Raw genomic sequence first — 13,694 nt, 5'->3', positions numbered from 1 at the left:
TAAATCCTCCCATTGGGTTCGCCTGTTTTATCCCTAATTTATGTTCCAGGCATATGTATCGTTACGAAGAAAAATTAGACGATGATGAGAATCGTTACATTCGTCCAATCCAAATTGGTCTACGCTCAATATATTGGTGTTGTAGCAGAACAAAGGAGGTGGCGAACAATGAGCTCATTTAGCTGTGCAGGTTTCGGATTTACCAGCGTTGGCGTTATTCTCGTGCTGTTCATCCTGTTGGTAATCGTTTCTAGATCTCTGTTCATCTAACCATCAGCTTCCGGGTTGAAATCGCCTATGCATGCATTTCAAGCCGCCATGACGTTCACACCGTTTACAGGAACAACCGCAAACGCAACGTCAAAAAAACGATAGACGCCGCTCCCTGCGTGCTTAACGCACAGATGCCGGCTCCGCAGCAGCCGCAGCGGCCTGGGGCGGCGCCTTAAAAAGAACCGGCTCGCGTTGGCCGGCCGGAACTTAGAAATGATTTGACTTAAGCAAATGGGGATTATAAATCGCAGACAACGCAAAAAAGAATTAACGACCGTTAAAGCCTTGTGAGATCAAGGGTTTTAACGGTTTTTTACATACCGCGGCCGGTTTCGCCGCTTCTTCAAATCCGATATCTCAATTCCTCCTCCCGCTCGTCAGCCATACTAAACATGACGGCGTTCATCCGCCAACCGCTCCCGCAGCCAGGCAAACGCCGGCTCCCCGTTAATTTCATGCCCTCCGGTGAAAAAGTCCGCCTCCACCCGCCCGGCGCCGCCTGCAGCCTCATAGATCAGCTTCAGCCGATCCAGAGCTTGCCTTGCTCCTTCCGGGCCAAATAGGTGATCGGTGTTTCCCGATTCCAGAAACAGACTGCGCGGAGCGATCAAACCAAGCAAATCGGGCATTTCCGCGTCCAGCAAGATTCCCGGGATGTAATTATCGAGGCAATGGTTCCGGGTCAGGATGCTGGTTGCAAAAGTGCCCGCATAACCGCTCACAACCGCACAAGCGAGCCGTTCATCCAGCGCGGCCGTGAAGCCCGCCACCAGCCCTCCTCCCGAGATCCCCATAATTCCGATGCGCTCTGGCGCCACTTCTTTGCGGGTCCGCAGGTAGTCCAGCGTCCTCATGGTTTCATAGATGCGAAAGCCGGCCATCGTTTGTCCGGCCAGCAGCAGCGCCGAGGACAGGCGAAAGCAGGAATTCCGGGCTGCATCCCCGCTGGCCCGATCCTCCGCGAGCCGTCTGTCGCCGAAGCCAAGCGCCTCCGGAGCCGCGACGACAAAGCCCTGCTTCACCAGCGATACGGCAAAATCTTTATGCAAGCCGGGAGGCCCTGTTCGTTCGGCTCCGTCCGGCATCAGACCGACAATCTCCCTGCTCCCGTAGCCATGCCCGTGGACGGCGATGACCGCCGGCGCGGGCGCAGCCAGCGGACGCTCCGGGAGCAGCAGATACACCGCCATGCGCATTCCCTCAAAGGTCGTGATTTCCACACGTTCCCGTACGTAGCCGGGGCAAGATACGCGTTCAAGCCTTGCCGGCTCAAGCTCCGCCGGCAATTCGGGGAACCCGCCGAGCCGGGCCGCAAAGCTTGCGGCAAGCCCGGCCCGCCACTCTTCAAAGGGAATGTCCTGACGAAAGGCCAGTTTGTGCGGAGCAGTATCGGCCCATCTTTTCATATGTTGCTCCAATGTGAACATGATCAGCTTCTCCCCTCGACGACTTTTTGAACCTCCGGCTTGTATTTCCGCAAAACGGAAGCCAACGCCTCCTGCAAGCTGCCGTAACCTTCATCGCCATGCTTGGAAACTGTAAACAGCATGTTTGACTCCTTTCATATTTCAAGGTATTAATTTTATAGATGCGTGTTCAAAAAGTCGGATTTCTAGGACCGAGAAGGTTGGATGAAGCTAGGGACTGAGTAGCGGAGCGTAGACAGATCTACGTGAGCAACGGAAGGCCCGGCTGAATTCAAGATTCGACGTCGATTCCGCTCCCTGAACTACTTCGTCATGGGAAGACGACTTTTTGAACAACCTCTTATAGATGTGTTCAAAGAAAAGAGGCAGATCATGGTAAACGTAACGGGTCCGAATCCCAAATATCATATCGAACAAGGGCGCTTCAGTATTCAGCATATGATGCGCAAGGGCGCTACCGCCATGCCGCGTCCCCACAGCCACAAATGGATGGAGCTTTATTATCTGTCGGAAGGGGAACGGGTCTATTTTGTGGACAATCGGGTAATCACTGTCCACAAGGGAGAGCTCATCCTGATTCCCGGCGGGGAGCTTCACTCCACCGCAAGCTCCGAAATCGCCGAATTCGAGCGGATTCTGATCCATTATGATCCCACGCTGCTTCCGCACGCCCTGCGCGATGAATCCGCATGGTTTCATGGCCGGGGATACCGCTTGTTCAGACTGACCTTACGCGAACAGGATGATGCGGAGAATCTCCTGGACCGGATGCTGGAAGAATGCCGGCTGGGCAAGCCCTACTACGAAAGCTGCGTCATCGCTTTGCTGACCGAGCTGATGATTTTGCTGCAGCGTTCTGGGGGCTCCCCCCAGGCCGGCGAGCGGAATCATCCGCTGCATGAACTGGTGACCGATGTAGCCACCTATATTCGCGCCCGTTACCGCGAGGCTCTCACCATAGAGGCAACGGCCAAGCATTTTTTTATTAGTCCGTCCTACTTAAGCCGAATCTTCTATCGGTTCACAGGCTTCCACTTCCGTGAATATATCGTCCATCTTCGCGTCAGGGAAGCGGAACGGATGCTCGCCGGGTCCTCCGCCAAAATCCAGGAAATCGCCGCCGCAGTCGGATTTGAGCATCTGTCCCACTTTAATAAAACCTTTAAGAAGTCAACCGGACTTACACCGCTTCAATACCGGAAGGAGGCCCAGTCCCGTGCTTCGTCCGGCTCGGGCCCGAAGGAATAACGCGAGTTAGCGCGGGCGGCTCCTTACTCTGTCGCGACAGCGAGATCGCCCGAACGGATTATCCGGATCTCGCCGCAGCGATGAGCCAGCACCTTGGGCTGCTCCTGCTCCGTGGTTTGCAATACAACATCGTCCAGAACCAAATCGGCGGCGTTGCGCAAAATTATGCCGCGCTCGCTCTTCGCGCGGAAATTCCTGACGGTCAAACCGGCCAGCGGCATTTCCGGCAGCCCGTTGACGAGCAGTGCAGTGGCCGCTCCCCGGCAAACCAGATTGCTTAGCCGGATATTCCGGAATACGGGGGTCTCCTCGCTCACCGGAAGCGGCTGCTCTTCGTAGCCTTCCGAGCCTTCAACTCCCGCGTAGAACATATGAAAAGACACGGCCTCATGCACAATGCCGCTCATTCGGATATTCTCCATCACAATGTCCTCGACCACCCCGCCTCTTCCCCGGGCGCTTTTAAAGCGCAGCCCGATATCCGTGCCGATAAATGTACAGTCATGGACCCTGACCGCATGGACACCTCCGGACATCTCACTGCCAATCACCACGCCGCCATGACCGTGATACACCGTGCATTGACGGATGGTGATATACTGGCTGGGCAGGCCCAGCCTGCGTCCCTCTTCATCCTTGCCCGACTTCAGGCAAATGGCGTCATCCCCCACATCAAAGCTGCAGTGCTCGACAAGAGCGTGCGAACAGGACTCCAGGTCCAGGCCGTCCCCATTCTGTGAATACCACGGATTTCGCACCTGGACATTCCGTACGGTAATTTGCTCGCAGCCTCGGGGATGCAGGCACCATGCCGGCGAATTCTGGAAGGTTGGCCCGTCCAGCAGCACTCTCCGGCAGCCCCGCAAGCTTAGCAGTACCGGACGAAGGTAGTCGCGGGCAGCCATATAGGCTTCCCGGCTCGTCTCCCCCTCCTCCCGCAGTCTCCGGAGAAGGCTCTCCCCCTCCAGCGCCTCGCGGGAAGGCCACCACATTTCACTCTGCGGGTCCACCGTTCCGCCGGAGGCAATCAGGCGATTCCATTGCTGCTCGGTCATCTTGAAGCGCTTCACCGGTCTCCAGCCCTCGCCGCTTCCGTCGAAGATTCCTTCGCCCGTGATGGCCACATCGCTTAGTCCCTCGCCGTCCAGCGGAGCCTGGCAGCGCCAGCCGGAGTTGCCCTCGTAATGGGAAGAAACCAGGGGATACAGCGTGAAATCGGGGTCAAACAGCACCAGCGCTCCCCGTTCGGCGCATAGATTGATCCGGCTGCGCAGCGTCAGCGGTCCTGTCCGCCAAATGCCGGGCGGGATAACCACCTTGCCGCCGCCCGCGGCGGCGCAGTCGTCCAATGCCGCCTGAATGGCGGAGGTGCACAGCGCCAGTCCGTCCCCTTCCGCCCCGTAATCCGTTACGGTAAAAATGCGTTCAGGGATAGACGGCAGCTCGGGCAGCGGATACTCATGACCATTCATATCGTTTGTCATATCAGCATTCCTCCTCCGCTTTGTCCAGCTCTTCATAGCTGAACCAGTCAAAGTCGGCATACCGGGAGCTTTCCGCGCCCTGAGAGCTGGCGTACATGCCAATATAAGCCCCGGTAAAACCGCCGGCCAAATCCGTGCTGAGCACTCTTCCATCGGCTCCTTCGAGCAGGATCGTCCATTTCTCCGTTTCATCGCCCCGGTAATAAAAGCTGTACTCCTGCCCTCTTGCTTCAACCTTTAGCTGCACCTTTCCCGACGTATAAGGCGCAGAAGCGAGCAGCTTCTCCTCGCCGCCGCGGCGTTCGGTCAGGCGAAGCGCCTGTTCTTCCGATTCCAAACCCAGCTCGTACCGGAAATGATAGTCCGCATTCTGCAGCAGCACCAAGCCGGCGACTTCGCCTTCAGCCCCGGGACGGAAGGCCATGTCCGCCGCCGCTCTGAAGCTCAGATGCTGCTGGCGACGTCCCAAATACGCTGGGTTGGCCAGGTCCGAAAGCCGCTCCGGCTTAAGGCGGAGCCGCAGATAGCCGGGATGATCGGCAAGGCTCCAGAACTCGCCGCGCGGCGTCCGCAAGAAGTTCCACATCGGCGCAAGCGCGCCGGCTTCAAAATCGTCGCGCGCCGGCGGCTGAGGCCATTTCGTCTCCGGCAAATCCGGCGCCGCCGCCTTGAATTCAAGCATCCCTTTGCCCGGGTTCACCACCGGCCATTCATTCTCCCAACTTACCGGCGTCAGAAACGTTTCCCTTCCCAGGTTGCGGAAATATCCCCCGCAGGTTCGGGAAGCCAGACAGAACATCCACCAGTCTCCATACTGGGTTTCCACAAGTTCCGCGTGACCGACGTTGACAATCGGAAAGCTTCTCCCCAGATGACGATGCGTCAGTATCGGGTTGGCCTTATTTCCCTCGTAGGGGCCCGTTACGCTCCGGCTTCTGGCAATCGTAACCGCATGGGTGTGCCCGGTGCCGCCTTCGGCAATCAGCACATAATACCAGCCGCCGATTTTATAAACATGAGGCCCCTCTTGCGCATGGCCCACCTTAAGAGCCCCTTGCCAGATACTGTGCTTTGGCCCAACCAGCTTTCCCGCTTGCAGATCGATTTCCTGCAGCCAGATATCCATATGCTTCGGATAGTCCTGACCTTCGGGCGGAACGCGGTTGCCGGTGTAGTACACCTTCCCGTCATCATCGAAGAACAGGGAAGGATCAATCCCCGGGGCATCCTCCAGCCATACGGGATCGGACCAGTCCCCGGCCGGGTCGGTTGCCGTTACATAGAAATTATGCTGTTTCTTATCGGTATCGACGTAAGTCGTGATCATATAAAAGACACCCTGGTGATATCGCAAAGTCGGCGCCCAGATCCCCATGGACGGGCGGATTTGATCCAGATTGAGCTGGGACGGACGATCCAGCACATGACCCAGTTGACGCCAGTTGACCAGATCCTTGCTGTGAAAAATCGGCACGCCGGGGAAAAATTCAAAACTTGAGGTCACCAGGTAATAATCCTTGCCAACTCGGATCGCCGAAGGGTCGGGATAAAATCCCGGCAGTATCGGATTGCTAAATGTTCTTCTCAAAAAAGGAAGCCTCCTTCACCCAAACATATTGTAAGCACAACCAATTATAGTACAATTAAGTTTAATTTTCTTGATTTATCCGTGCTATATTTCCGTATTTTTATACTTTCATGCTATGTTTATATTTTTCAGTGCTTATCAACCGCAAAAAAAATGAAGCGTGCCACCTTTTTACGGGAGGCACGCTTCATTACGTATTAGTTGGCTGTATGCCTTAGCGCTTTAGACTTTTTCCGTTGGTTGCAATTACTTCTTTATACCAATGGAAGGACTTTTTGCGGTAACGCTCCAAAGTGCCGGAGCCGTCGTCATGGCGGTCGACGTAAATGAAGCCGTAACGCTTCTTAAGCTGGGCCGTCGAGGCGCTGACCAGGTCGATGCAGCCCCAGGACGTATATCCCATCACTTCCACGCCATCCGCAATGGCTTCCGCCACCTGTACGAGGTGATCGTTCAAATACTGAATGCGGTAGCCGTCTTCAACCGTTTTCTCCCCTGCTTCGTTTACGATCAGCTCATCGACCGCACCCAGCCCGTTTTCTACGATAAACAGCGGTTTTTGATAGCGGTCGTAGAAAGCGTTCAGGACAATACGCAGCCCTTGCGGATCGATCTGCCAGCCCCATTCGCTGGATTTCAGATACGGATTGGGAATCCCGCCGAGGATATTCCCTTCGCCGGCGGCGAGTTTCTCCGGATCGGCCGTTTGGCACACGCTCATATAGTAGCTGAAGGAAATAAAATCAACGGTATGCCGCAGTATTTCTTCGTCACCGGGCTCGAATTTGATTTCGATTCCGTTCTCTCTAAAGAAACGTTTCATATAACCCGGGTAGGCGCCTCTGGCGTGTACATCCCCGAAGAAATAGTTCCGGTGTTCAAACTCCATCACTTTAACCACGTCGTCCGGATTAGGCGTAAGCGGATAAGTGGGCATGCTCAGGATCATACAGCCGATTTTGGCCTCCGGATCGATCTCGTGGCATAGTTTAACCGCGGAAGCGCTGGCCACAAGCTCATGATGCACGGCTTGGTAAAGATCCTGCTTGCTGAGCTTGTCTTTGGGCGTGTAGATGCCCCCGCTCATAAACGGCGCTTCCAGAATGGAGTTGATTTCATTAAAGGTCAGCCAGTATTTCACCTTTCCTTTGTAGCGCTTAAATACCGTGGCGGCATAACGCTTATAGAAATCGACCAGCTTCCGGTTGACCCAGCCGTCGTATTCCTTCGACAGATGCAGCGGCGTTTCATAATGGGACAAAGTGACCAGCGGCTCAATCCCGTACTTCAGGCATTCATCAAACAAATCGTCGTAAAATTGCAGCCCTTTTTCATTCGGTTCCGTCTCATCGCCTTTCGGGAAAATCCGCGACCAGGCGATTGAGGTGCGAAACACTTTAAACCCCATTTCCGCAAACAGCTTGATGTCTTCCTTGTAACGATGGTAAAAATCAATGCCCACCAGCTTCATATTGTCCGGTGTCGGAGCTTCCGTTACCGGCCCGAACAGCCCTTTGGGAGTCACGTCCTGCACGGATAAACCTTTGCCGTCTTCGTTATAGGCGCCCTCCAGTTGGTTGGCCGCGACAGCGCCTCCCCATAAGAAACCTTCCGGAAAACGGATTTCGCCCACGGCCTTGCTGTTGCTGTTACTCATTTGCCACACTCCTATCTTTCCATCAATTTGTGCTACACTGGATGCAAAAGAGGTTGTTCAAAAAGTCATCTTTTGATCACGTAGCAAGAACATGGGGCATATTCGGCATCGAATCTTGAATTCAGCCGGGCCTTCCGTTGCTCACGTACCCAAAACGTACGCTCCGCTACTCAGTCCCTGGCTTCATCCAACCTTCTCGGTGCTAAAAACCTGACTTTTTGAACTCACACTTTTAGCCTAAATGTTGGAACGGGTTACATGTCAACTTTAACTTTTCGGAAAGGGACATTTGCATGTCAAAGTTTGAACAGATCATGAGGTTATCCGGATATTCCCGGGCAACGGTGTCACGGGTCATCAATAATTCGCCGAATGTGAACCCGGAAACGCGGGAGAAAATTTTGCAGATTATGAAGCAGCTCGACTACGCTCCCAACCGGAACGCCGTGGCGCTATCGAAAGGCCAAACCCAGCAAATCGGGATCGTCATCGCAGTCCTGCACGAAACTACCATTTCCTTTTTGAATCATTTTATACAAGCTGCTTTGGGATGCGGATTTCAAACGATTATTTATACTTCGCAAGGGGATAAAGAGAAGGAACTGCAGGCGTTTGAGGATTTGCGGAGCAAACGGGTGGATGGCTTGTTAATCATGACTTGCGTGAATGACCCCGGAAAACTGTCCGCTTACTGCCGCTACGGGCCGATCATTTCCTGGCAGCGTATGCGGGCAGGCCAGATCCCTTCCGTGGCGATGGATCAGGGCGAAGGTTACCGGCTTGGGCTGGAGCACCTGCTGGCCAAGGGGTATACGCGCATCGCCAACGTTTTCGGCAGACCCAACAGCTTGAATACCAAAAGCCGCAGGCTGGCGTTTGAAGCCGTCATGGAACAACGCGGCCTGCCGGTAAGACGCGATTGGTACCGTTACGAGGTTTATGGCATGCTTGACGGCGAACAAGCCTGGCGCTCGCTCGCCGCCATGAATGAAGCTCCCGAAGCCGTCCTCTGCGCCAATGATTACGCGGCCGCAGGTATATTAAACGAAGCCCGCCGCCAAAATCTGACGATCCCGCAGCAGCTGGCTATTATCGGCTTTGACGATACGGAGTTGTCTGCGTCCTTGGGCATAACCACCATTCACAATCCGATCAAGGAGCAGGCGCAAAACGCCTTTTATTGGATATGGAACATCATTGGCGACGAGTCCTTGGAGCCGTCCCCCTTAAGCTTTCAACTGGTTGAACGCCAAACGACTTAAACTGCCTTTAAACCGGGAGAGACTGCCGGCCGGAAACATTTAACCGCTCTCCCCGCCCCCCGTTTTAGGCCCGGCAGGACCCCCGCTCAATCACTTCCGTGTTGACCAGAATTTGCACATTCTGCTCTTTCCGGCCGCCGACCTTGCGCAGCAACATGTCCATCGCCGTTTTGGCCATGATGTCTTTTTTAACATGGATCGTCGTTAACTCGGGACTGATCACCTTGGCCTCACGGATATTGTCAAACCCCATGACCGCCACCTGCTCGGGCACCTTAATGTTCAGTTCCTGGAACGTTTTGATGGCGCTGATGGCCATGTAATCATTTTCGCAAAATATAACCGAAGGCAAATGCTTCATGTTCTCCACGGCTGTTTTAAAAGCGTCCTGCGACAACAGCGACATCGGGTTCATCGCAAAGGTCAGCTGCTCATCGATCTCCAAATTCTCCTCTTTTAACGCGGCCATAAATCCTTCCTTGCGTTTGACGAAGTTAAAGATTCGCACCTCGGACTCGATGTAACCAATGCTTTGGTGCCCCAAAGAGATAAGATGTTTCCCCGCCTGATAACCTCCAAGATAGTTGTTGATCGCAACGAAACTCGCATCGATATGCTCGAAGCAAGTGTCCAGGATGACCAGATTCGGATGAATGGATAAAACGCTTTCGATCATCTGCGCCGATAAATTCGTGCCGAGCAGCAAAATCCCCGCCGAGGGCTGCTCATGTTCGAGCTGCTGGATTTCTTCTTTCAAGCTTTGGATCGGGATAGAAGAAATAATCAGCGTGTGGCCTTGTTCTCCGGCATAGGACGTTAAATGATGAATGAGTTCGCTGAAAAACGGCTGGGACTCGTAATGCTCGGTGACGATATCCACATTTTTGCAGGCGATAAATCGCATCACGGAGCTGTTTTTGGCCGAGGCTTTATTGGTTTTAAACGTCCGCGGGGTGTAGCCGTTGGCCCTGGAAATTTCCAGGATATGCTGGCGTGTCGCTTCACTGACACCGGCTTTGTTGTTGAGCGCCAGGGAAACGGCGGCTTTGGAAACCCCCGCGAGTCTGGCAATGTCATCTATTTTCATGAATACCACTCCTGCTTCAAAGACTGTGTAAATTATAACACTATTATACACGAAAGTTTACGACTTAAACTTAACTAAACTTAATTTTCTTTTTATAAAAAATAATTTGACTAATTCCCTCACTGATGCTAATATTCAAATTGAAAGCGGATTATTTTAGTTAAATAGCTGTTTCATTGATAATAGTTTATATAAAATTAATAAACTATTATTTTCTTTTAGTGTGAAGAAAGGGTAGGTGATTTAAGGTGAACGTATCCATAGCTAAAAACCGGAGAACACTCACGTTAAACGAAAAGCCATTTTTCTATTTAGCGGACACGGTATGGAGCATATTCACCAACGCCTCTTTGGAAGAGTGGGCAGAATATTTGGATTTTCGGAAAATGCAAGGCTTCAACGTGCTGCAAATCAACATTCTGCGGCAATGGGATGCGAGCGAGTCGGAGATCCGGATCGATCCCTTTTTATTGAAGGAAGACGGTTCGTACGATTACCGCAGCTTGAATGAGGAATATTTCGACCGGGCCGAACAAATGCTGGACATGGCCGTGGAGCGCGGATTCATTCCGGCTTTGGTGCTCCTGTGGTGCAATTATGTGCCGGACACCTGGGCAGAGATGTTCCAGAAAGGCAATAAAATGCCGCTAGACTGCGTCGAGCCTTACGTCAGTTATGCCGTAAAGCGTTTCTCCAAATTCAATCCGATCTACTTGATCAGCGGTGATACCGACTTCCCAAGCGAGCGGGCCAACGCGTATTATATGAAAGCGCTTGAAGTGGTGCAAACCATTAGCCCGGAAAGCTTAAAAACATTGCATATTCAAGGCAGATTAAGAGATCTGCCGGAAGAGTTCGAAAATCATGACGGACTGGATTTTTATATGTATCAATCCGGGCATAACTCGCAATTTCAATATATGGCCCATGAAATCGCCGGTCATTTTTACACGCGTCCGCAAACGCGCCCCGTCATTAACGGCGAGCCCTGTTATGAACAAATCAGCTACAGCCGCAACGTGTACGGCAGGTACTCCACGTTCGATGCCAGAAAAGCCGCTTGGCAAAGCTTGCTGGCTGGCGGTGGCGCAGGAATCACCTACGGCGCGCACGGAATCTGGAGCTGGCATAAACGAGGCAAAAAGTTCGGCATCGTCGAAGGCGAAGGCTTTGACGCTCCATATGACTGGAGAGATGCGCTGCGGTTTGAAGGCGCCTGGGATTACTCTTTTATCAAATACCTGTTCGAAAGCTATAACCTGGCAGGTCTCCCGCCGGCCGGCATCGTACTGAATGACACTGCGGAAATACGCGCCGCCGCGGATGACGAAACGATCGTTTTGTATATCCCGGTGAACACCAAGGTCCGCTTAAATATGGACGTTAGCGGCTATGCTTTTACAACGATTGATCTGGAAAAGAGAAGATTTGCCGTTACGGAGGTTGTCACCAAGGATGGGAAAACCGTGATTCCGCTGCATCGTTTTGATAAAGATGTCGTTGTCATCGGCAAACGCAAATAAAGCGCTTCCTTTTTTTATCTCATGGGAAGCGCATACAGTTCGGGTAAGCATCATTATGACAAGGAGTGAGCAAAGTGAATTACGAAAAAACAGCAAAAGAGGTTCTCAAAGCGGTTGGCGGAGCGGACAACGTAAACAGCGTCATCCACTGCATGACCCGTTTGCGCTTCAAGCTTAAAGACAGTTCCCTGCCAAATAAGGAACAGGTCAAACAGATCGACGGGGTTATCACCGCCCTTGACAGCGGCGGACAATTCCAGGTCGTTATCGGCAATGATGTGCCCAAAGTCTACGCCGAGTTGACGAAATTTCCGGGAATATCGGCGGATTCCGAACCTGTCGAAGAAGAAAAGAAAGGAAATTTATTCAGCCGTTTTGTCGATATTATCTCGGGTGTGTTCATGCCGGTGGTTGGCGTGCTGGCGGCGGTTGGTATCCTTAAAGGTCTGCTCTCCTTGTTCGTGACTTTCCATTGGTTGACCGCGGACATGGGCACCTACAAAATTTTGTATGCGACAGCCGATGCTTTGTTTTATTTCTTCCCGATCTTTCTCGGCTTCTCAGCAGGCAAGAAATTCGGCGGAAATCCTTACTTGTCGGCGTTGATCGGGGGCGCTCTCGTATACCCGACCATGGTTGCGGCATTTAATGAAGGCACGGCATTAACCTTCTTGAATATACCGGTGGTTCTGCTCAATTACACTTCATCGGTCATTCCGATTATTATCGGGGCTTATTTGGCGGCAGTTGTCGAAAGGTTTATCAACAAGTATATGCCTTCATCGATGAAATTGTTTTTTGTACCGCTGTTAACTTTAATTATCGTCACGCCGGTTGTCTTTCTGGCCGTCGGACCCGTGTCTACGTTTGTCAGCGACCAGCTGGCTGCCGGCAGCTTGTGGGTTTATGGTTTGAGCCCGCTCATCGCCGGCCTCCTGCTGGCCGGATTCTGGCAATCCATCATCATCTTCGGGCTGCACTGGGCGTTTATTCCGATTCTGATCAATAACATCATGAACAAAGGATTCGATCCGATCAACGGCATGCTGTTTTGCACCATCTTCGCCCAGACGGGAGCCACATTCGCTATTGCTTTGAAAACGAAAGACAAACGTCTGAAACCAATCGCCACCTCGGCAACGATTGCCGGGTTTATGGGGATTACGGAACCGGCCATTTACGGCGTTACTCTGCCGACGAAAAAGCCTTTTATCCTGGCCTCCATCGCCGGTGGTCTCGGCGGCGCCGTCGCGGGCATGTTCGGTACCAATAATTACTACAGTATTGCGGGAGGCGGTGTCTTTGGCATCCCGATGTTTATCGGCCCGGAAGGCGTGGACAAGGGGTTCATCGGACTTCTGATTTCCATAGTTGTGGCTTTTGTCGGCGGTTTTATCTTAACTTATCTGTTCGGATATAAAAACGCCGCTCCGGCTCAAGCCGATAGCGGGCGCCATGCGGCGGACGCCTCTGCCCAAAAGGAGCAAGGAACGAGTGAAATGACTGTTTTCAGTCCATTGGATGGCGAGTGGATTCCGTTAACCGAAGTGCAGGATGAAGCTTTCTCCAGCGGAGCGATGGGTAAAGGCGCGGCGATCATCCCAACGGCCGGCGCCGCTTACGCCCCTTTCTCCGGAACCGTGCACACGGTGTTCAAAACGAAACACGCCATCGGCATGATTTCGCAAGAAGGCGTCGAAATCCTGATTCACATCGGCATTAACACCGTCAAATTAAAGGGTGAGCATTTCACCGCTTTTGTTAAGGAAGGAGACACCGTCAAAAAAGGCGACAAGCTGGTCGAGTTCGATCTCGAAGCGATCCACAGCGCCGGATACGATGTAACGACATCCGTCCTCGTCTCCAACACTGCCGATTATGCGGAAATTAGCGCCAAGGAATACGGGCATGTAAACCCGGGCGATCCGTTGTTATTCATAAAATAGTCAAGTTTTGGGGAAGCAAAGTATTTGCTTCCCTTTTTTTACGTTTGCGGGGACTGGCGAAAATAACGGTAAAAAAAGGCGCTATTCTCGGTAAAGAAGGGGTTAAGCCAAAATAGAGGAATTTTTTTCCGCTATCTTCATCATATAGGAGAAAAAAGAGGTCCATTCCGAGCCTGACATGAAAATAGGACCAAAAAGT

The 13,694-nt window shown here is 52.6% G+C and carries 10 protein-coding genes; 5 read left to right on the top strand and 5 right to left on the bottom strand.

Annotated elements, in window-relative coordinates; genetic code table 11:
• Nucleotides 1-168: 168 nt before the first annotated feature.
• Nucleotides 169-270 (top strand): YjcZ family sporulation protein, encoded by a 102-nt coding sequence (locus tag ACLD72_RS02240; protein WP_251589247.1) that lies wholly within the window; start codon nt 169-171, stop codon nt 268-270.
• Nucleotides 271-659: 389 nt separating this feature from the next.
• Here the strand turns inward: ACLD72_RS02240 and ACLD72_RS02235 are convergent, their stop codons facing one another.
• Nucleotides 660-1,700 (bottom strand): alpha/beta hydrolase family protein, encoded by a 1,041-nt coding sequence (locus ACLD72_RS02235; protein WP_410998244.1) that lies wholly within the window; start codon nt 1,698-1,700, stop codon nt 660-662.
• 372 nt (nt 1,701-2,072) lie between these two features.
• Between ACLD72_RS02235 and ACLD72_RS02230 the strand changes: the two genes are divergently transcribed.
• Nucleotides 2,073-2,948: a helix-turn-helix domain-containing protein gene (locus tag ACLD72_RS02230; protein WP_458475509.1), complete on the top strand. Its 876-nt coding sequence runs from the start codon at nt 2,073-2,075 to the stop codon at nt 2,946-2,948.
• A gap of 23 nt (nt 2,949-2,971) precedes the next feature.
• On the opposite strand, the gene ACLD72_RS02225 is transcribed toward ACLD72_RS02230, so the two are convergent.
• From ACLD72_RS02225 to ACLD72_RS02215, 3 genes are all read right to left on the bottom strand, one after another.
• Entirely contained in the window at nt 2,972-4,432 is a 1,461-nt protein-coding gene (locus ACLD72_RS02225; RefSeq protein WP_410998248.1) for a glycoside hydrolase family 28 protein, read from the bottom strand.
• Nucleotide 4,433: 1 nt separating this feature from the next.
• Nucleotides 4,434-6,020 carry a glycoside hydrolase family 43 protein gene (locus tag ACLD72_RS02220; protein ID WP_410998250.1) on the bottom strand — a complete coding sequence of 529 codons (1,587 nt, stop codon included), beginning with the start codon at nt 6,018-6,020 and terminating at the stop codon, nt 4,434-4,436.
• A 214-nt stretch (nt 6,021-6,234) separates the two neighbouring features.
• Complete coding sequence (locus ACLD72_RS02215; RefSeq protein WP_410998252.1) at nt 6,235-7,677, bottom strand: glycoside hydrolase family 1 protein; 1,443 nt, start codon at nt 7,675-7,677, stop codon at nt 6,235-6,237.
• 293 nt (nt 7,678-7,970) lie between these two features.
• Here ACLD72_RS02215 and ACLD72_RS02210 point away from each other — a divergent pair, with 293 nt between their 5' ends.
• Nucleotides 7,971-8,939, top strand: coding sequence for a LacI family DNA-binding transcriptional regulator (locus ACLD72_RS02210; RefSeq protein WP_410998254.1), 969 nt, complete (start codon nt 7,971-7,973; stop codon nt 8,937-8,939).
• Between the two features lie 64 nt (nt 8,940-9,003).
• Here ACLD72_RS02210 and ACLD72_RS02205 read toward each other — a convergent pair whose 3' ends face one another.
• On the bottom strand, nt 9,004-10,026 hold the full coding sequence (locus ACLD72_RS02205; protein WP_410998256.1) for a LacI family DNA-binding transcriptional regulator: 1,023 nt from the start codon (nt 10,024-10,026) through the stop codon (nt 9,004-9,006).
• A 248-nt stretch (nt 10,027-10,274) separates the two neighbouring features.
• On the opposite strand from ACLD72_RS02205, the gene ACLD72_RS02200 reads away from it, so the two are divergent.
• Both ACLD72_RS02200 and ACLD72_RS02195 read left to right on the top strand, forming a co-directional pair.
• A complete protein-coding gene (locus ACLD72_RS02200) occupies nt 10,275-11,549 on the top strand; it encodes an apiosidase-like domain-containing protein (protein ID WP_410998258.1) in 1,275 nt (424 codons plus the stop codon).
• A gap of 74 nt (nt 11,550-11,623) precedes the next feature.
• Nucleotides 11,624-13,495 (top strand): beta-glucoside-specific PTS transporter subunit IIABC, encoded by a 1,872-nt coding sequence (locus ACLD72_RS02195; RefSeq protein ID WP_410998260.1) that lies wholly within the window; start codon nt 11,624-11,626, stop codon nt 13,493-13,495.
• The last annotated feature ends 199 nt before the right edge of the window (nt 13,496-13,694 follow it).

The organism is Paenibacillus lacisediminis, from assembly GCF_046567315.2.
This window is presented reverse-complemented; position numbering and strand designations above follow the sequence as displayed.

What these genes read in the sequence shown, in the direction of transcription:
- ACLD72_RS02240 (WP_251589247.1), top strand. Translation starts at nt 169, where the DNA reads ATGAGCTCATTTAGCTGTGCAGGTTTCGGATTTACCAGCGTTGGCGTT.
- ACLD72_RS02235 (WP_410998244.1), bottom strand. Translation starts at nt 1,700, where the DNA reads ATGTTCACATTGGAGCAACATATGAAAAGATGGGCCGATACTGCTCCG.
- ACLD72_RS02230 (WP_458475509.1), top strand. Translation starts at nt 2,073, where the DNA reads ATGGTAAACGTAACGGGTCCGAATCCCAAATATCATATCGAACAAGGG.
- ACLD72_RS02225 (WP_410998248.1), bottom strand. Translation starts at nt 4,432, where the DNA reads ATGACAAACGATATGAATGGTCATGAGTATCCGCTGCCCGAGCTGCCG.
- ACLD72_RS02215 (WP_410998252.1), bottom strand. Translation starts at nt 7,677, where the DNA reads ATGAGTAACAGCAACAGCAAGGCCGTGGGCGAAATCCGTTTTCCGGAA.
- ACLD72_RS02210 (WP_410998254.1), top strand. Translation starts at nt 7,971, where the DNA reads ATGTCAAAGTTTGAACAGATCATGAGGTTATCCGGATATTCCCGGGCA.
- ACLD72_RS02205 (WP_410998256.1), bottom strand. Translation starts at nt 10,026, where the DNA reads ATGAAAATAGATGACATTGCCAGACTCGCGGGGGTTTCCAAAGCCGCC.